13 protein-coding genes are annotated in these 18837 nt (G+C 72.4%); 11 read left to right on the top strand and 2 right to left on the bottom strand.

Annotation, left to right across the window (positions count from 1 at the left end):
- Positions 1-455: 455 nt before the first annotated feature.
- Positions 456-4505, top strand: a complete 4050-nt coding sequence (gene hrpA, locus O7615_RS32960; protein ID WP_278181695.1) for an ATP-dependent RNA helicase HrpA — start codon at positions 456-458, stop codon at positions 4503-4505.
- Between the two features lie 62 nt (positions 4506-4567).
- On the opposite strand, the gene O7615_RS32965 is transcribed toward hrpA, so the two are convergent.
- Positions 4568-5500, bottom strand: a complete 933-nt coding sequence (locus O7615_RS32965) for a LysR family transcriptional regulator (protein WP_278181696.1) — start codon at positions 5498-5500, stop codon at positions 4568-4570.
- Positions 5501-5577: 77 nt separating this feature from the next.
- On the opposite strand from O7615_RS32965, the gene O7615_RS32970 reads away from it, so the two are divergent.
- The 5 genes from O7615_RS32970 to O7615_RS32990 all read left to right on the top strand — a co-directional run bounded on the left by O7615_RS32970 (position 5578) and on the right by O7615_RS32990 (position 11290).
- The gene (locus O7615_RS32970; protein WP_278181697.1) at positions 5578-6270 is read left to right on the top strand and encodes a succinate dehydrogenase cytochrome b subunit; all 693 of its coding nucleotides are present in this window, start codon (positions 5578-5580) and stop codon (positions 6268-6270) included.
- Between the two features lie 2 nt (positions 6271-6272).
- Positions 6273-8210 carry a fumarate reductase/succinate dehydrogenase flavoprotein subunit gene (locus O7615_RS32975; RefSeq protein WP_278181698.1) on the top strand — a complete coding sequence of 646 codons (1938 nt, stop codon included), beginning with the start codon at positions 6273-6275 and terminating at the stop codon, positions 8208-8210.
- The gene (locus O7615_RS32980) at positions 8207-8968 is read left to right on the top strand and encodes a succinate dehydrogenase/fumarate reductase iron-sulfur subunit (RefSeq protein WP_278181699.1); all 762 of its coding nucleotides are present in this window, start codon (positions 8207-8209) and stop codon (positions 8966-8968) included. The genes O7615_RS32975 and O7615_RS32980 overlap by 4 nt, the downstream gene beginning before the upstream one ends.
- 89 nt (positions 8969-9057) lie before the next feature.
- Positions 9058-10080: a serine hydrolase gene (locus O7615_RS32985; RefSeq protein WP_278181700.1), complete on the top strand. Its 1023-nt coding sequence runs from the start codon at positions 9058-9060 to the stop codon at positions 10078-10080.
- Between the two features lie 49 nt (positions 10081-10129).
- On the top strand, positions 10130-11290 hold the full coding sequence (locus O7615_RS32990; RefSeq protein ID WP_278181701.1) for an MBL fold metallo-hydrolase: 1161 nt from the start codon (positions 10130-10132) through the stop codon (positions 11288-11290).
- Between the two features lie 11 nt (positions 11291-11301).
- Here the strand turns inward: O7615_RS32990 and dgt are convergent, their stop codons facing one another.
- Positions 11302-12813, bottom strand: a complete 1512-nt coding sequence (dgt, locus tag O7615_RS32995) for a dGTP triphosphohydrolase (protein WP_278181702.1) — start codon at positions 12811-12813, stop codon at positions 11302-11304.
- Positions 12814-12875: 62 nt separating this feature from the next.
- On the opposite strand from dgt, the gene O7615_RS33000 reads away from it, so the two are divergent.
- The 5 genes from O7615_RS33000 (at position 12876) to O7615_RS33020 (ending at position 18711) form a co-directional block, all read left to right on the top strand.
- Positions 12876-15302, top strand: a complete 2427-nt coding sequence (locus O7615_RS33000; RefSeq protein WP_278181703.1) for a Tex family protein — start codon at positions 12876-12878, stop codon at positions 15300-15302.
- 357 nt (positions 15303-15659) lie between these two features.
- Positions 15660-16094 (top strand): hypothetical protein, encoded by a 435-nt coding sequence (locus O7615_RS33005; RefSeq protein WP_278181704.1) that lies wholly within the window; start codon positions 15660-15662, stop codon positions 16092-16094.
- A 183-nt stretch (positions 16095-16277) separates the two neighbouring features.
- The gene (locus O7615_RS33010; RefSeq protein ID WP_278181705.1) at positions 16278-16925 is read left to right on the top strand and encodes a sugar transferase; all 648 of its coding nucleotides are present in this window, start codon (positions 16278-16280) and stop codon (positions 16923-16925) included.
- The gene (locus tag O7615_RS33015; RefSeq protein WP_278181706.1) at positions 16922-18070 is read left to right on the top strand and encodes an aminotransferase class I/II-fold pyridoxal phosphate-dependent enzyme; all 1149 of its coding nucleotides are present in this window, start codon (positions 16922-16924) and stop codon (positions 18068-18070) included. The genes O7615_RS33010 and O7615_RS33015 overlap by 4 nt, the downstream gene beginning before the upstream one ends.
- Positions 18067-18711, top strand: coding sequence for an acetyltransferase (locus tag O7615_RS33020; RefSeq protein ID WP_278181707.1), 645 nt, complete (start codon positions 18067-18069; stop codon positions 18709-18711). Before O7615_RS33015 ends, O7615_RS33020 begins: the two co-directional genes overlap by 4 nt.
- Positions 18712-18837: the final 126 nt, after the last annotated feature.

Here is an 18837-nt window from a genome sequence, read left to right on the forward strand (position 1 = left end):
TCGGTCCGAAACCGTTGCGTCGGTTGAAGCAGAGCAAGCATCGGTCCGAGAGCGTTGCGTCGGTTGAAGCAGAGCAAAGGGGGTGCTCTACACCACGGCCCCGGGGGCGGACGACCGGACGACCGCTCTGAACAGCAGCCGCAGGGCGTCGAGGATCGCGGCCGAGTCGACGGCTACTGCGGCAGGGGTGGCCACGACTCAGGAAATTCAGGACGAGGGTCGACGCCGGCAACAGAGATCGGTGCAGGTGGCGGCGGACGTGGGGTGGGTGGGTAACCGGGAGGCGGGTCGGCGGTTGGCTGCCTATCCTTGGCCACGACATGCAGAAGCCAGCCACACCCGCCCAGGCCGACCAACCCGAACAGGCAGCATCGGCCACGCCGGCAGCCCAGCCCGAACAGGCAACACTGGCCACACCGGGCCCGGTCACACCGGCAACACAGCCGACACAGGCCATGCCGGCAGCACCAGCCACGCACGCTGCCCAGCCCGCGGAGCCCAAGCAGGCCGCCCAGCCCGAACAGGCTCCGCAGGCCGAGGCCGCGGCCGCCGGGGCCACATCGTTGCGTGAGTTGCAGCGGCGGCTGTCGCCGCTGATGTTCCGCGACCAGCGCCAGCTGCGGCGCCGGCTCGACGGGCTGCGTAGGCTGCGCGACCCGCAGCGGCGGGACGCGGCGCTGACCGAGATCACCGCTGACGTGGCGGCGGCCGAGGCCCGGCTGGAGCGGCGGCGGGGGGCGGTGCCGGCGATCACCTACCCGGCGCAGCTGCCGGTCAGCGAGCGCAAGGATGACATCGCCGCGGCGATCCGCGATCACCAGGTGGTGATCGTGGCCGGCGAGACGGGCTCGGGCAAGACGACCCAGTTGCCGAAGATCTGCCTGGAGCTGGGGCGGGGGGTGCACGGGCTGATCGGCCACACCCAGCCCCGGCGGCTGGCCGCCCGCACGGTCGCCGACCGGATCGCCGAGGAGCTGGGCGGCGAGCTGGGCGACGTGGTCGGCTACAAGGTGCGCTTCACCGACCAGGTCGGCGAGAACAGCCTGGTCAAGCTGATGACCGACGGCATCCTGCTGGCCGAGTTGCAGACCGACCGGATGCTCCGTCAGTACGATACGTTGATCATCGACGAGGCACACGAGCGCAGCCTCAACATCGACTTTATTCTCGGCTACCTCCGGCAGCTCCTGCCCCGCCGCCCCGACCTGAAGGTGATCATCACCTCGGCGACCATCGAGACCGACCGGTTCGCCCGGCACTTCGCCGGCCCGCCGACGGCCGAGCATCCCGACGGTGAGCCGGCCCCGGTGGTCGAGGTGTCCGGCCGCACCTACCCGGTCGAGGTGCGTTACCGGCCGCTGGTCGAGGTGACCGACGACGCCGACAGCGACGAGGAGAACGTCCGCGACCAGATCGAGGCGATCGGCGACGCCGTCGAGGAGCTGGCCACCGAGGGCCCGGGCGACATCCTGGTCTTCCTCAGCGGCGAGCGGGAGATCCGGGACACCGCCGACGCGCTCGGCAAGCTGGTCGGGAACCGGCCGGCGCTGCGCAACACCGAGATCCTGCCGCTGTACGCCCGGCTCAGCGTCGCCGAGCAGCACCGCGTCTTCGCCACGCACGGCGGGCGGCGGGTGGTGCTGGCCACCAACGTCGCGGAGACCTCGCTGACCGTCCCCGGCATCAAGTACGTGGTGGATCCCGGCACCGCCCGGATCTCCCGCTACTCGCAGCGGCTGAAGGTGCAGCGGCTACCCATCGAGCCGGTCTCCCAGGCCAGCGCCAACCAGCGCAAGGGCCGCTGCGGGCGTACCTCGGACGGCATCTGCATCCGGCTCTACGACGAGCAGGACTTCGCCGCCCGGCCCGAGTTCACCGACCCGGAGATCCTGCGTACCAACCTGGCCTCGGTCATCCTCCAGATGACCGCCATCGGCCTCGGCGACATCGCCGCCTTCCCGTTCATCGACCCGCCGGACCGCCGCAACATCACCGACGGCGTCAACCTGCTGCACGAACTGGGCGCGCTCGACGCGGCCGAGACCGACCCGGACCGCCGGCTCACCCCGCTCGGCCGGCGCCTGGCGCAGCTCCCGGTCGACCCCCGCCTGGCCCGGATGGTGCTGGCGGGCGAACGCAACGGCTGCGCGACCGAGGTGATGGTGATCGCCGCCGCGCTGTCGATCCAGGACCCCCGCGAGCGGCCGGCCGACAAGCAGGCCCAGGCCGACCAGGCACACGCCCGGTTCGCGGACAAGGAGTCCGACTTCGTCGCGTACCTCAATCTCTGGCGGCACCTGCGCGAGCAGCAGCGGGCGCTCTCCTCCAGCGCGTTCCGCCGGATGTGCCGGGCGGAGTATCTGAACTACCTGCGGGTCCGCGAGTGGCAGGACATCGTCAGCCAGTTGCGGCAGGTGTTGCGGACACCGAACGCGGACCTGCCCGAGGAGATCGACACGCCGAAGGTGCACCAGTCGCTGCTGCCCGGCCTGCTGTCGCACGTCGGTCTCAAGGACGCGCAGAAGCACGAGTACCTGGGCGCCCGAGGGGCGAAGTTCGCGCTCTTCCCGGGCTCGGCGCTGTTCCGCAAGCCGCCGCGCTGGGTGATGGCCGCCGAGCTGGTGGAGACCTCCCGCCTCTGGGGCCGGGTGAACGGGCGGATCGAGCCGGAGTGGGTCGAACCGCTGGCCCAGCACCTGGTCAAGCGCAGCTACAGCGAGCCGCACTGGGAGAAGAAGCAGGCGGCGGTGATGGCGTACGAGAAGGTCACCCTCTTCGGCGTGCCGCTGGTCACCTCCCGCAAGGTGAACTTCGGCCGGATCGACCCGGTGCTGAGCCGGGAACTGTTCATCCGGCACGCGCTGGTCGAGGGCGACTGGTCCACCCACCACCCGTTCTGGCGGGACAACCAGCGGCTGCTGACCGAGGTGGCGGAGCTGGAGAACCGGGCCCGGCGGCGCGACATCCTGGTCGACGACGAGACGATCTTCCAGTTCTACGACGAGCGGATCCCGGCCGAGGTGGTCTCCGGGCGGCACTTCGACAGCTGGTGGAAGCAGGCCCGGCGGGAGCGGCCGGAGCTGCTCACCTTCACCCGGGAGCTGCTGGTCAACGCGGGCCGGGGCGGGTGGGACGGGGCCGACTATCCCGACGAGTGGCGGGCCGACGGGGTGGCCCTGCCGCTGACGTACACCTTCGAGCCCGGCACCCCGACCGACGGCGTCACGGTGGACATCCCGCTGCCGTTGCTCAACCAGGTGCCGGCGGAGAGCTTCGACTGGCAGGTACCCGGGCTGCGCGAGGATCTCGTCATCGCGTTGATCCGCTCGCTGCCGAAGCCGGTGCGCCGCAACTTCGTGCCGGTGCCCGACTTCGCCCGCGCCGCGCTGGCCGCGATCACCCCCGGCGAGGAACCGCTGCTGGACGCGTTGACCCGCCAGTTGCGGCGGATGACCGGGGTGACCGTGCCCCGGGACGCCTGGGACGTCGGCAAGCTGCCGCCGCACCTGCGGGTCACCTTCCGGGTGCTCGGCGACGACGACCAACCGGTCGCCGAGGGCAAGGACCTGCCGGCCCTGCAACGTCAGCTCACCGCCGAGGTACGCCAGGTGGTGGCCGCCGCCGCGCCGGACGTGGCCCGCTCCGGGCTGACCGGCTGGGAGATCGGCACCCTGCCGCGCACCATCGAGCAGGTGCGGGCCGGATACGCGGTGACGGCGTACCCGGCGCTGGTGGACGAGGGTGCCACGGTCGGGGTGCGGGTGTTCGACTCACCGGCCGAGCAGGAGGCCGCCCACTGGGCGGGCACCCGGCGGCTGCTCCGGCTGACCGTGCCGTCGCCGGCGAAGTTCCTCCAGGGGCGGCTGTCCAACGAGGCGAAGCTGGCGCTCAGCCGCAACCCGCACGGCGGGGTGCAGGCGCTGATCGAGGACGCGGCCAGCGCGGCGATCGACAAGCTGATCAGCGACGCCGGCGGCCCGGTCTGGGACGCCGAGGGCTTCGCCGCGCTGCGGGAGAAGGTCCGGGCCGATCTGGTGGACACCGTGGTGGAGGTGATGGACCGGGTCCGGGCGGTGCTCGCCGCCGCGTACGGGGTGCAGCAGCGGCTCGGCGCGACGAAGAACCTGGCCGTGGTGGCCGCCCTCGCCGACATCCGCGGCCAGCTCACCGGCCTCGTCCACGCCGGGTTCGTCACCGAGGCCGGGTACGCCCGCCTGCCCGACCTGCTGCGCTACCTGACCGCGATCGAGCGTCGGTTGGACCGGCTGCCCGGCAACCCGGCCCGGGACAAGTCCCAGCAGGACCGCATCGCGGTGGTCCAGCGGGAGTACGACGAGATGCTCGCGGCGCTGCCCCCGGCCCGACGGTCCGCGACACCGGTACGGCAGATCCGCTGGATGATCGAGGAGTTGCGGGTGAACGTCTTCGCCCAGGCCCTGGGCACCCCGTACCCCGTCTCCGAACAACGCATCTACCGCGCCATGGACGACGCCGAGAGCGGCTAGCGCCTGTGTCGAAGCCCCTGGCCGGACTCCGCCTCGGCTCGACCGAGGACGTCGAACAGGCGCTAGGGCAGGGGTTCGACGCCGGGGGGAAGTTCGGCGGTGGCGGTGGCGGTGTGGACGTAGTCGAGCAGGATGCGGCGTAGTTCGCGGCCGGCGTGGGTGGGCACCACGTCGCGGCGGCGGGCGACGGCGATGGTGCGGCGCACGCCGGGGGCGGCCAGCCGGGTGACCCGGATGCCGGGCCGGCGAGCCACCACGATGCCGGGCACCAGGGCGATGCCCAGCCCGGCCTCGACGAAGCTGAGCACGGCGTCCATCTCCCCGCCGTCGACGGAGAGGCTCGGTTCGAAGCCGGCAGCCCGGCATGCCTGGAGGGTGGCGTCGCGCAGGTCGTAGCCCTCGCGGAACATCACCAGGGGCTGGCCGCGCAGGTCGGTGATGCGCAACTCGCCGCTGGCCGAGGCGGTCGGCACCGGGTCGACCGAGGCGACCACCAGGCTCTCGGTCAGGATCGGGTCGGCCCGCAGCCCGGGGTCGGTGCCCTGGGCGGGCATGATGATCAGCGCCAGGTCCAGGTCGCCCCGGAGCAGGTCACGGACGAGGTCCTGGGAGCCGCCCTCCTCCACCCGCAGGTCGACGGTGGGATGGGCGTCGCGGAACCGGCGCAGCACCGGCGGGGCGAGCGAGGTGGCGAGGCTGGGGGTGGCGCCGAGGCGTACCCGGCCGCGCCGCAGGCCGACCAGCTCCTGCACCTCCCGGGTGGCGGTCTCGACGTCGGCCAGGATCCGGGTGGCCAACGGCAGCAGCACCTCGCCTGCCGCGGTGAGCGCGATGTTCCCTCTTACCCGCTCGAAGAGCGGGGCGCCCAGGGCATCCTCCAGCGCGTGAATTTGCTTACTCAAGGAGGGCTGGGTGATGCCCACGATGTCGGCCGCTTGGGTGAAATGTCGCACTTCGGCCACCGCGACGAAGTACCTCAGCTGATGGAGCTGCATCTACATAGCTTATGGCTATCAAGACTGCGGTGTCGATGCATTGGACGACTGATCAAAGTGCTCCTAGCGTCGATTGAGTGGTAGTCACGACGCGCACGCGGTCGCCCATCCGATCGAATGTCGGCCTCAAGGCCGTCATGGCGGTGACGGGCATCCTCCTGGTGCTGTTCCTCATCGCCCACATGCTGGGCAACCTGAAGATCTTCACGGGTGCCATGGCGTTCAACCACTATGCGGAGTGGTTGCGCGAGTTCGGCGCCCCGCTGCTGCCGAGCGCCGGCTTCCTCTGGATCCAGCGGATCGGCCTGCTCGCCGCCGTACTGCTGCACATCTGGGCCGCCACGGTCCTCGCGCTGCGGGCCCGCGCCGCCCGACCGGTGCGCTACGCCCACCGCAAGAAGGTCCGCGGCAGCTACGCGGCCCGCACCATGCGCTGGGGCGGGGTGATCATCCTGCTCTTCGTGATCTACCACATCCTGGACCTGACCACCGGCACGCTGAACCCGGTCGGCGACCCGTCCCGGCCGTACGCCAACGTGGTCGCCGACTTCGCGCCGGCCCGCTGGTACGTCACGCTCTTCTACACCGTGGCGGTCGTCGCCCTCGGCTTCCACCTGCGGCACGGCGTGTTCAGCGCGCTGCGCAGCCTCGGCCAGCAGACCCCGCGCGGCGAGCGGCGTGCCCGGGTGGTGGCGCTGACCTTCGCCGTCGCGCTCTGCGTCGGCTATCTCGTGGTCCCGTTCGCCGTACTCACCGGATTGGTGTCCTGACCATGGATCTGTTCACCGAGGGCGACCCGATCGCCGACGCCCGGGCTCCCGAGGGGCCGATCGAGACCCGCTGGGAACGCCGCCGCTTCGAGGCCAAGCTGGTCAACCCGGCCAACCGCCGCAAGATGACGGTGATCGTGGTCGGCACCGGGCTGGCCGGTGGCTCCGCCGCCGCCACGCTCGCCGAGCAGGGCTACCGGGTCAAGTCGTACTGCTACCAGGACAGCCCCCGCCGGGCCCACTCGATCGCCGCGCAGGGTGGCATCAACGCCGCCAAGAACTACCGCAACGACGGCGACTCGGTGCACCGACTCTTCTACGACACCGTCAAGGGCGGCGACTTCCGCTCCCGGGAGTCGAACGTGCACCGGCTGGCCGAGGTCTCCGTCAACATCATCGACCAGTGCGTCGCCCAGGGCGTGCCGTTCGCCCGCGAGTACGGCGGCCTGCTGGACACCCGCTCGTTCGGCGGCGCCCAGGTGCAGCGCACCTTCTACGCCCGAGGGCAGACGGGCCAGCAGCTGCTGCTCGGCGCGTACCAGGCCCTGGAGCGGCAGATCGGCCTGGGCAACGTGGAGATGAACGCCCGGCACGAGATGCTGGAGCTGATCGTCATCGACGGCAAGGCGCGGGGCATCGTGGTCCGGGACATGGTCACCGGTGAGATCACCACGGAGTTCGCCGACGCGGTGGTGCTCGCCTCCGGTGGCTACGGCAACGTCTTCTACCTCTCCACCAACGCCAAGGGCTGCAACGTCACCGCCACCTGGCGGGCGCACCGCAAGGGCGCGTACTTCGCGAACCCCTGCTACACGCAGATCCACCCGACCTGCATCCCGGTCTCCGGCGACCACCAGTCGAAGCTGACCCTGATGAGCGAGTCGCTGCGCAACGACGGCCGGGTGTGGGTGCCGTTGGCCAAGGGCGACGACCGCAACCCGAAGGACGTACCCGAGGACGAGCGGGACTACTACCTGGAGCGGATCTACCCCTCCTTCGGCAACCTGGTCCCCCGGGACATCGCCTCCCGGGCCGCCAAGGCGGTGTGCGACCAGGGGCGCGGCGTCGGCCCCGGTGGGCTCGGCGTCTACCTCGACTTCGCCGACGCCATCCAGCGACTGGGCCGCAAGGCCGTCGAGGCCAAGTACGGAAACCTCTTCGAGATGTACGAGCGGATCACCGGCGAGGACCCGTACGAGGTGCCGATGCGGATCTACCCCGCCGTGCACTACACGATGGGCGGCCTCTGGGTCGACTACGACCTCCAGTCGAGCATCCCCGGCCTCTTTGTCATCGGCGAGGCGAACTTCTCCGACCACGGCGCGAACCGGCTCGGCGCCTCCGCGCTGATGCAGGGCCTCGCCGACGGCTACTTCGTGCTGCCCAACACGATCGCCAACTACCTGGCCGCCGGCCCGTTCGAGAAGATCGACGGCAGCCACCCGGCGGCGGTCGAGGCGCGCCGCGACGTAGAGGACCGCATCCAGCGGCTGCTGGCGGTCAACGGCGACCGGACGGTCGACTCGTTCCACCGCGAGCTGGGCCAGATCATGTGGGAGCACTGCGGCATGGAGCGCTCCGAGGCCGGGCTGCGCAAGGCGATCGACGAGATCCGCGCGCTACGCGACCAGTTCTGGCAGCGGGTCCGGGTGCTCGGCGACGGCGACGGGCTCAACCAGTCGCTGGAGAAGGCCGGCCGGGTGGCCGACTTCTTCGAGTTGGCCGAGCTGATGTGCATCGACGCCCTGCACCGCGAGGAGTCCTGCGGCGGCCACTTCCGGGCCGAGCACCAGACGCCCGACGGGGAGGCCCAACGCGACGACGAGCGCTTCACGTACGTCGCGGCCTGGGAGTTCACCGCCACCGGCGAGCCCTCGGTGCTGCACAAGGAAGACCTGCACTTCGAATACGTCCACCCCACGCAGCGGAGCTACAAGTGAACCTGACCCTGCGCATCTGGCGCCAGTCCGGCCCCGAGGACAAGGGTCGGATGGTGACCTACCAGGTCGACGACGTCTCCCCGGACATGTCGTTCCTGGAGATGCTCGACGTGCTCAACGAGCGGCTCATCCTCTCCGGCGAGGAGCCGGTCGCCTTCGACCACGACTGCCGCGAGGGCATCTGCGGCATGTGCGGCCTGATGATCAACGGCGACGCGCACGGCCCGCAGCGCGGCACCACCGCCTGCCAGCTGCACATGCGGCAGTTCTCCGACGGCGACACGATCGACATCGAGCCGTGGCGGGCGCGGGCCTTCCCGGTCATCAAGGACCTGGTGGTCGACCGCAACGCCTTCGACAAGATCATCGCTGCCGGCGGGTACATCACCGCGCCCACCGGCAGCGCCCCGGAGGCGCACTCCGTGCCGGTGGCCAAGGCCAACGCGGACTCCGCCTTCGAGTCGGCCGCCTGCATCGGCTGCGGCGCCTGCGTGGCCGCCTGCCCGAACGGCTCCGGGATGCTGTTCACCGCCGCCAAGGTCACCCAGCTGTCGCTGCTGCCGCAGGGCCAGCCGGAGCGCTACACCCGGGTGATCGGCATGGTCGACGCGCACGACGAGGCCGGCTTCGGTGGCTGCACCAACGCCGGCGAGTGCACCGTGGTCTGCCCGAAGGGCATCCCGCTGACCACCATCGGCCGGTTGAACCGCGACTACCTGGCGGCGACCACCAAGCGCGGCGACACCCCCGGCACCTGATCCCGTGAGCGGATCGGCGGGATCACACGCGTCGATCCTTCGGCCTAGGGTGTGCGGTGGACACACCGGGGGACCGACGGGAGAGACGAGTGACCATCCGGATGAACCGCAGGACCGCGATCGGCCTGGGCACCGTGGCGACGGCCGGCACCGTGCTCGGCACCGCGGTGCCCGCCGCCGCTGACCCCGGCGGCGAGGCCGCCGAGGCCGACCCGCGCGGCGTGGACCGCAGCCGGGTCGCGGCCCGGATCGCGGCCGTCTACCGGCGAGAGAGCGGCCGGGCCGGCGGCAACTGGCAGGCGTACGTCAGCGTCGCCGGCGCGGGCGGGCCCCTGGTCGCGGTGAGCGAGTCGGCGGACCTGCGGATCGAGGCGTACAGCGTCAACAAGATCGCCGTGGCCGTCGCGGTGCTGGACAAGGTCGACCGGGGCCTGCTCGCGCTCGACCAGCAGGTGGAGGTGACCGCCGAGATCGTCGTACCGGGCGGCGACGGCATCTTCAGCCTGGACGGCGCCCACCCCAGCCTGGTCACCCTCGGCCACGTGCTGGCGAACCTGCTGACCGTCTCCGACGACACCGCGGTCCGGCTCTGCGGGCTGGTCTGCCCGGCCGCCGAGGTCAACCAGATCCTGGTCACGAAGGGCTTCCCGAACACGCAGGTGCAGCCGGTGGCCAACCCGAACCGCTTCTTCCTGGGCACCAGCACCCCGCGGGAGACCCACGACCTGCTCCGAGCGCTGGTCGGCGGCACGCTGCTCTCCCCCGCCTCGACCGATGTGGTGCTGCGGCTGCTGCGCTCGCCGGTGGCGTTCACCGACGGCGTACGGCGGGAGATGTCCTCCGCCGAGCGGGCCCGGATCGCCACCAAGGCCGGCTGGTTCGTCGACGCCCGGCACGAGGCCGGCGTGATCTTCGACACCGCCGGGGCGCCCCTGGTGACGTACGCCCTCTTCGCCGACGGCCAGGCCGGCGCGGACGACTTCGGCGCCACCCACCCGGCGGTGCAGGCCCGGGCCCGGTGGGGCCGCCGGGCGCTGGATCTCACCGACGGCCTGGGCGGCAGCGGCACCGCCCGGCGCGGGCATCCGTACCGCCCCAGCAACGGCGGCTGAAGCCGCCGGCGGCGGCTACCGTGGATCCGGTACCAGCCGAGGGGGGTTCATGCGGGAGCCGAAGGAGCCGAAGGAGCCGACGGGGCAGTCGAGTGGGCGACGGATCAGCGGATCGGTGGCCGGCCTGGCCGCGGTGGCCGGGCTCGCCGGCCTGGCCTGGGCGGCCCGGGACGTGCCGGCCGCGCTCGGCGGCCGGCTGGCCGGCGCGCGGGCCGAACGGGCGGCCCGGTCGCCGCAGTTCCGCGACGGCACGTTCCACAACCGGGCGGACACCCGCACGATGGTCCCCGCTCCCGACCGTAACCTGCTCCGCGAGTTGATCTTCGGCGAGCAGAAGCGGCGACCGACCGCCCCGGTGCCGCTGGTCCGGCCCGCCGCCGAGACCCGGATCGACCCGGCGCGCGAGCTGAACGTCGTCTGGTACGGCCACGCGTCGACCCTGATCGAGATCGAGGGCCGGCGGGTGCTGCTCGACCCGGTGTGGAGCGACCGGTGTTCCCCGACGGCGGCCGTCGGTCCGCGCCGGCTGCACGAGCCGCCGGTACGCCTCGACGAGCTGCCCCGCCTCGACGCGATCCTGATCTCGCACGACCACTACGACCACCTCGACATGGCCACGGTACGGGAGCTGACCGCCCGGCAGTCGGCACCGTTCCTGGTGCCGCTCGGGGTCGGCGCCCACCTCGACCGCTGGGGAGTCCCGGCCGAGCGGATCATCGAGCTGGACTGGTCGCAGACCCACCGGGTGGCCGAGCTGGAGATCACCTGCACCGCCGCCCAGCACTTCTCCGGCCGGGGGCTGCGCCGCAACGGCACCCTGTGGAGTTCCTGGGTGGTGGCTGGGCAGCAGCGCCGGGTCTACTACACCGGGGATTCCGGCTACTTCGGCGGGTACGCCGAGATCGGCGCCGCGCACGGGCCGTTCGACGTGACGCTGATGCAGATCGGCGCGTACGACCGGGCCTGGCCGGGCATCCACATGTTCCCGGAGGAGGCCGTCACCGCCCACCTGGACCTGCGCGGCGGACTGTTCGTGCCGGTGCACTGGGCGACGTTCAACCTCGCCCTGCACGACTGGTCCGAGCCGGTGGACCGGCTGTGGGCGGAGGCCAAGGCCCGCGACGTCCGGCTGGCCGTGCCCCGCCCCGGCGAGCGGGTGGTGGTCGACGACCCGCCGCCGGTGGACGGCTGGTGGCAGGCCGTCGCCTGACCCCCTGCTCCTCAGAGGACGAAGGCGTCGGTCCAGAGGGCGCCGGAGCGGCCGGAGAGCGAGTCCAGCATCGCCACCGCCTGCCCGTCGGTGAGCTGGGCGACGAAGTCGACGATGGCCCGGCCGCGGGCCTTGCCCAGCCGGTCCGGGGTACGCGGGTGCAGCTCCGCCTCGGCCAGCTCCACCAGGTCGTGCAGCCGCCGGGGCAGCCGGGACTCCTCCTCCGGGTCGAGCAGCCACTCCAGCAGGGCCTCGACCAGGGTGCCGAGCAGCCGGGCCTGACCCCGCTGGTGCAGCGCCAGGTCGGGGCGGGCCAGCACGAACCGGTGATGGACGAACTTGAGCACCTGCACCTCGTGCCACTGCGCCGGTGCCAGCGACACGTGCCCGGAGCGCACCCCGGGCTGCTCGACCACGGTGATCGCGTCCACGAATCGGGTGGCCCACCGCGCGGAGAAGCGCGCCACGTACTGCTCCGCCTCGATCGAGCCGTCGAACGGCAGGGCGAGCAGCCCCTCGACCAGTTCCTCCCGGACGTGCTCGACGGCGGCGGTGAACGCGTCGTCGTCGGCGATCCAGCCGTCCTTGCGGTGCAGCTGGCGGCGCAGCCGCTCGATCGACGAGCCGGGCCGGCGGGCCGAGGTGTCCAGCGCCGAGTCGGTGATGGCCCGCAGGTGACCACTCTCGCGCTGCCAGGCCATCAGCTCGGCGGCCACCGCACCCTGTTGGAGCACCCCGACCCGGTAGAAGTCCTCCACGTCGTGGATGGCGTACGCGATGTCGTCGGCGGTGTCCATCACCGACGCCTCGACGGTCTGCTGCCAGTCGGCGATCCGGCCGGCGAACGGTGCGCGCGCCTGCCGCAGGTCCTCCAGTTCCGTGCGGTACGCGCCGAACTTCGCCGAGCCGCTCTCCGGGTCGGCCGGCGGCGGGGCCGCCCCGCGCGGCGGCGGGTGCATCAGGCGCGGGGGCGGGTCGGGATAGTCGAGCCGGGTCCACGGGTACTTCAGCATCGCGGCCCGCACCGCCGCGGTCAGGTCGAGGCCGGTGGTCGCCGCGCCGCGGATCTCGGTCGAGGTGACGATCCGGTACGACTGGGCGTTGCCCTCGAACCCGTCGGCCAGGCCGAGCCGCTGCCGGGCCAGCCGGTCCAGCACCCGCTCCCCCAGGTGCCCGAAGGGCGGGTGGCCGAGGTCGTGGGCGAGCGCGGCGGCCTCCACCACGTCCGGGTCGCAGCCGCCCAGCTTCTCCACCAGGTCGCGTTGCCACCCGTCGGCATTGAGCCGCTCGGCGATCGCCCGGGCCACCTGGGCAACGGTGAGACTGTGGGTGAGCCGGTTGTGCACCAGCAGCCCAGATCCCCCCGGGCTGACCACCTGGGTCACCCCGCCCAGCCGGGTGAAGAACGGCGAGCCGACGATGCGGTCCCGGTCGGCCCGGAACGGGCTGGCCGCGAGGTCGCCGAGGGCGCGGGCGCTACCGCCGAAGAGCCGGCGCGCCCGGGGCTCCACAGGTGCTTCCATGATCGCCACGCTAGCCCGGCACAATGCAGGGCGGAACCCACACCCGAACGCGGAGCGACATTGTGACCCTCTCTGTTCATCAGCGCATCGCCGAGGAACTCGGCGTCGCCGAGCGCCAGGTACGGGCGGCCGTGGAGCTGCTCGACGGCGGCGCCACCGTGCCGTTCATCGCCCGCTACCGCAAGGAGGCGACCGGGCTGCTCGACGACACCCAGCTGCGCACCCTGGAGGAGCGCCTGCGGTACCTGCGCGAGCTGGACGAGCGGCGGGCGGCGGTGCTGGAGTCCATCCGCAGCCAGGGCAAGCTCGACGAGGCCCTGGAAGCGCAGATCATGGCGGCCGACTCGAAGTCCCGCCTGGAGGACATCTACCTGCCGTACAAGCCCAAGCGGCGGACCCGGGCGCAGATCGCCCGCGAGGCCGGGCTGGAGCCGCTGGCCGACGCGCTGCTCACCGACCCGACGCAGGATCCGCGCGCGACGGCCGCCGGCTACGTGGACGCCGACAAGGGGGTGGCCGACGCCGCCGCCGCGCTGGACGGCGCACGGGCCATCCTGATCGAGCGGTTCGCCGAGGACGCCGACCTGATCGGCACGCTGCGCGAGCAGATGTGGTCGCGGGGCCGGCTGGTGTCCCGGGTACGCGAGGGACAGGAGACCGCCGGGGCGAAGTTCGCCGACTACTTCGACTTCGCCGAGCCGTACCCGAAGCTGCCCTCGCACCGCATCCTGGCCATGTTCCGGGGCGAGAAGGAGGGCGTGCTCGACCTGACCATGGAACCGGAGGCCGAGGGCGACGTCGACGCGGTGGCCTCCGGCCCGACCCGGTACGAGGCCGCGATCGCCGGTCGGTTCGGGGTGAGCGATCAGGGGCGGCCCGCCGACCGGTGGCTCGGCGACACGGTGCGCTGGGCGTGGCGGACCCGCATCCTCATCCACCTCGGGGCGGACCTGCGGATGCGGCTGTGGCAGGCGGCCGAGGAGGAGGCCGTCCGGGTCTTCGCCACCAACCTGCGGGACCTGCTGCTCGCCGCGCCGGCCGGCGCCCGCCCCACCATGGGGCTGGACCCGGGCCTGCGTACCGGGGTGAAGGTGGCCGTAGTGGACGCCACCGGCAAGGTGGTCGCCACCGACACGATCTACCCGCACGAGCCGCGCCGACAGTGGGACGCCTCGCTGCACACCCTCGCGACGCTGGCCGCGGCGCACGGGGTCGAGCTGGTCGCCATCGGCAACGGCACCGCCAGCCGGGAGACCGACAAGCTGGCCGGTGACCTGATCAAGCGGCACCCGGAGCTGAAGCTGACCAAGGTGGTGGTCTCCGAGGCCGGCGCGTCGGTCTACTCCGCCTCGGCGTACGCGGCGCAGGAGCTGCCCGGGTTGGACGTGTCGCTGCGCGGCGCGGTCTCCATCGCCCGCCGCCTACAGGATCCGCTCGCCGAACTGGTGAAGATCGACCCACGGTCCATCGGCGTCGGGCAGTACCAGCACGACCTGTCCGAGGTGAAGCTGTCCCGGTCGCTGGACGCGGTGGTGGAGGACTGCGTCAACGGCGTCGGGGTGGACGTCAACACCGCCTCGGCGCCGCTGCTGACCCGGGTCTCCGGCATCGGCGCCGGGCTGGCCGAGAACATCGTGCTGCACCGGGACGCCAACGGGCCGTTCCGCAGCCGGGCCGACCTGCGCAAGGTCTCCCGGCTGGGCCCGAAGGCGTTCGAGCAGTGCGCGGGCTTCCTGCGCATCCCCGACGGCGACGACCCGCTGGACTCCTCCAGCGTGCACCCGGAGGCGTACCCGGTGGTGCGGCGGATCCTCGCCAGCACCGGCCAGGACCTGCGCGCGCTGATCGGGCGCAGCGCGATCCTGCGGGGCCTGCGCGCCACCGACTTCGTCGACGACACGTTCGGCCTGCCCACCGTCACCGACATCCTCGCCGAGTTGGAGAAGCCGGGGCGCGACCCGCGACCGGAGTTCAAGACGGCCACCTTCGTCGAGGGGATCGAGAAGATCAGCGACCTGGCGCCGGGGATGATCCTGGAGGGCGTGGTCACCAACGTGGCCGCGTTCGGCGCGTTCGTCGACGTCGGGGTGCACCAGGACGGCCTGGTGCACGTGTCGGCGATGTCCCGCACCTTCGTCAAGGACCCGCACGAGGTGGTGAAGTCCGGCGACGTGGTCAGGGTGAAGGTGCTGGACGTGGACGTACCGCGCAAGCGCATCTCGCTGACCCTGCGCCTGGAGGACGAGGCGGAGCCGGGCGCCGGTCGCGGCGGTCGTGCCGGCGGCGGCCGGGGCGAGGGCCGCGGTGGCACGGACCAGCAGGGTCGTGGCGGCGGCCAGGGCCGCGAGGGACAAGGCCGGGGCGGCCAGGGACGTGGTGGCCAGGGCGGGCAGGGGCGCGGCGGGCAGGTGCGCCAGGGCCGGGGCGGCTCGGCCGCACCGGCCGACGGTGCGATGGCCGACGCGCTCCGCCGTGCCGGCCTGCTCTGAGCGGCCCATCCCACGTGCCGGCCTGCTCTGAGCGGTCCCATCCCCTCCGCACCCGTGCCCTCGCGTTGGCGGGCTGTCCATTACCGGGCGGCCCCTGTCAACGCGGAAGCCGGATGGACGAGCCTGCCGGCAACGCCGCCGCACGCCGGGTCGCGCACCGCTCGTAGCCGGTCATCTTCGTCGTCGCCCCTGTCGAGCTGAGAGCACAGATGGATCGCTCAGGCGTGAGAGCGTAGACGGTTCAGCTCGACAGGGACGAGGAAACCGCATGCGGCCGGCGGGGTCGCAGCGCGGCGGGTGAGGGCGGACCGGCAGGGCGGCCGGCCGGTGGGCGGTGGGTGGGCGTACGGTCGGGTGGTGGTGGGTGACGACGGCCGGGACTGGCGGGAGGTGCGGCAGCACGCGGTGCTGGCGCATGCGGCGGCCGCGCAGCAGCGCCGTCTCGCCGAGCAGGCCGAGGCGGCGGCGCTGGTCGGCGCGTTCGTCGCCGAGGCGCGGCGGCGCGGCCTGGCCACCACCCGGCTCGTCGCCCGGTCGCACGACGGGCGGGCCCGCTACCGGACCCGGCTGCACGGTTGGTACATCGACCGGGCGCGCAGCCGGGCGATCGACGTGGACGGACGATTCCACCTGCTGACCGTGCCGCGCGCGCTGCGGGCCCGGTTCTTCGGCGCCGATCCGCAGCCCGGCCCGGCCCCGCTGGTCGTCGGCGAGGGCGGCCGGGACGGGGAGTCGCTACCGCTGCGAATCATGCTGCAGCGGCGCCTCGACGCCACCGACGCGCGTCTCTGACCAGCGGTTACGCGACACTCCCGAGGTAGTTCGGCGCGCCGATGTGCGTGTCCTTTGCGCGCCTTCCCGGGTTGACGTGTCGGGATCCGTGTTGACTGTCGCTATTCTCCGGAACCGAGGGCGATGAGTCTGATACAACCCGTTTGTCTGCTATGACCGGTTGACGTGACGGAGGTCAGAACGGTGCCCGTATCCTCGGTGACCGCGCCGGTACGCCCGCCCCTGCCCGCGCGGCCGGACGACCCGGTCAAGCGGGTGTTCGACGTGCTCGTCGCGACCGTGTTGCTGCTGCTGACCGCGCCGGTGATGGCAGTGGTCGCGGTGGCGGTCGCCGTGGGCCTGGGCCGGCCCGTGCTGTTCCGGCAGTGCCGCATCGGGCGCGACGACCGCCCGTTCGAGCTGGTCAAGTTCCGCACCATGCGAGAGCCGCGTGAGGGACTGACCAGCGACGCGGACCGGCTCACCCCGCTCGGCCGCTGGCTGCGCGCCACCAGCCTGGACGAGCTGCCCACGCTCTGGAACGTGCTGCGCGGCGACATGAGCATCGTCGGCCCCCGACCGCTGCTGCCGGAGTACCTGGCTCGGTACTCCCCCACCCAGGCCCGGCGGCACGAGGTCCGGCCGGGCGTCACCGGGTTGGCCCAGGTACGCGGGCGCAACAGCCTCGACTGGGACGACAAGCTCGCGCTCGACGTGGAGTACGTGACGCGCCGCAGCCTCCGCCTCGACGTGTCGATCCTGGCGGCGACGGTTCGCACGGTGGTCCGCCGGGAGGGGATCTCCGCCGCCGGCAACGCGACCGCGCCGGAGTTCCTCGGGAGCCGGCGATGACCGGCACCATCTATCTGTCGCCACCGGACGTCGGGCCGCTGGAGGAGTCGTACCTGATCGCGGCGCTGCGCTCCGGATGGGTCGCGCCCGCCGGGCCGGACCTCGACGCCTTCGAGCGGGAGGTCGCCGCGTGCGTCGGCACCCGGGCGGCGGTCGCGGTCAGTTCCGGTACCGCCGCGCTGCACCTGGCCCTGCTGGGGCTGGACGTCGGCCCGGGAGACGTGGTGCTGGTACCGACGCTGACCTTCGTCGCCACCGCCAACGCGGTCCGCTACACCGGTGCCCGGCCCGTCTTCGTCGACTGCGAGCCGCACACCGGCAACCTCGACGTGGCCCTCGTCGCCGAGTTGCTGCACCGGCTGAGGGCCCGGGGCGAGCGGGTGGCAGCGGTGATCCCGGTCGACATGTTCGGCAGTTGCGCGGACTACACGGCGCTGCTGCCGATCTGCGCCGCGGCGGGCGTCCCGGTGGTCGAGGACGCCGCGGAGGCACTCGGCGCGACGCACCTCGGCCGGCCGGCCGGCTCCTTCGGCCGGGTCGGTGCCCTCTCCTTCAACGGAAACAAGATCATGACCACCTCCGGGGGCGGGATGCTCGTCGGCGACGACGTGGCACTGCTCGACCGGGCACGGCACCTGTCCACCCAGGCCCGCGAGCCGGTGCCCCACTACGAGCACCGGGAGACCGGCTACAACTACCGGCTGAGCAACCTGCTCGCCGCGCTGGGCCGGGCGCAGCTGATCCGCCTGGACGGGATGATCGACCGGCGGCGGCTGCTGCGCGACCGGTACGCGAAGCTCTTCGCCCCGGTGCCCGGAGTCCACCTGCTCGGGGCCGAGGACAGCGGCTCCAACTGCTGGCTCACCGTCATCCGGGTCGACCGGGAGCGGTCGGGTTGGCCGGCCGCCGACCTCGCCGCCCACCTGGCGGCCCGGAACATCGAGACCCGCCCGGTGTGGAAGCCGATGCACCTGCAACCGGCGTACGCCGACGCCGAGAGCCTGCTCACCGGGACCGCCGAGGGCCTCTTCGTGGAGGGCCTGACCCTGCCCAGCGGCAGCGCCCTCAACGAACGGCAGGTCACCACCGTGCTCTCGGTGATCGACGAGTTCCTGGCGGCGCGTACCGGAGTCCCGGCGGCGTGACCGTACCTCTGGTGATCGTCGGCTGCGGCGGTCACGGCCGGGAGATCCTGACCATCGCGCGGGCCGTGAACGCCGCCGGTGGCCCGCCCCGCTGGCAGGTGCTGGGCTTCGTCGACGACCGCCCTTCGGAGGTGAACCTCAAGCGGGTGCAGCAGCTCGACGTGCCGTACCTGGGTGGGGTGGCCTGGCTGTCCGGGGCGCCACCGGAGACCCACCACGTCATCGGCATCGGTGATCCACGGGTCCGGCGCGCGGTCGCCCAACGGGTCGACCGGTACGGGGTGCCGGCGGCCAGCCTCGTGCATCCCGACGCCACCCTCGGGCCGGACCTGCGGCACGGCCCCGGGCTGGTCGCCTTCGCCGGGGCGCGGGTCACCACCAACGTGACCCTCGGGCGGCACGTGCATCTCAACCAGAACTGCACCGTCGGTCACGACAGCGTGCTGGCCGACCACGTCTCGGTGAATCCGCTCGCCGCGGTTTCCGGCGAGTGCCGGCTGGACGAAGGGGTGCTGATCGGCACCACCGCCGCCGTCCTACAGGGGCTGCGGGTGGGCCGGGACAGCACCGTCGGCGCGGGCGCCTGTGTGGTGCGGGACGTGCCCGAGGGCGTCGTGGTCAAGGGCGTACCGGCTCGCTGAGCGTGGCCGTCGCCGGGCCGGCTGCGATCCGACGCACCCAATCGTAAAAAACGCCATAAAGACCTCATTTTGCATGTAACAAGGACAAGAGCGCATTGCTCCTTTCGCTCGCCCCGGGCGGAAGTG

The sequence above is a fragment of the Micromonospora sp. WMMD1082 genome, assembly GCF_029626175.1.
Taxonomy (GTDB): Bacteria; Actinomycetota; Actinomycetes; order Mycobacteriales; family Micromonosporaceae; genus Micromonospora.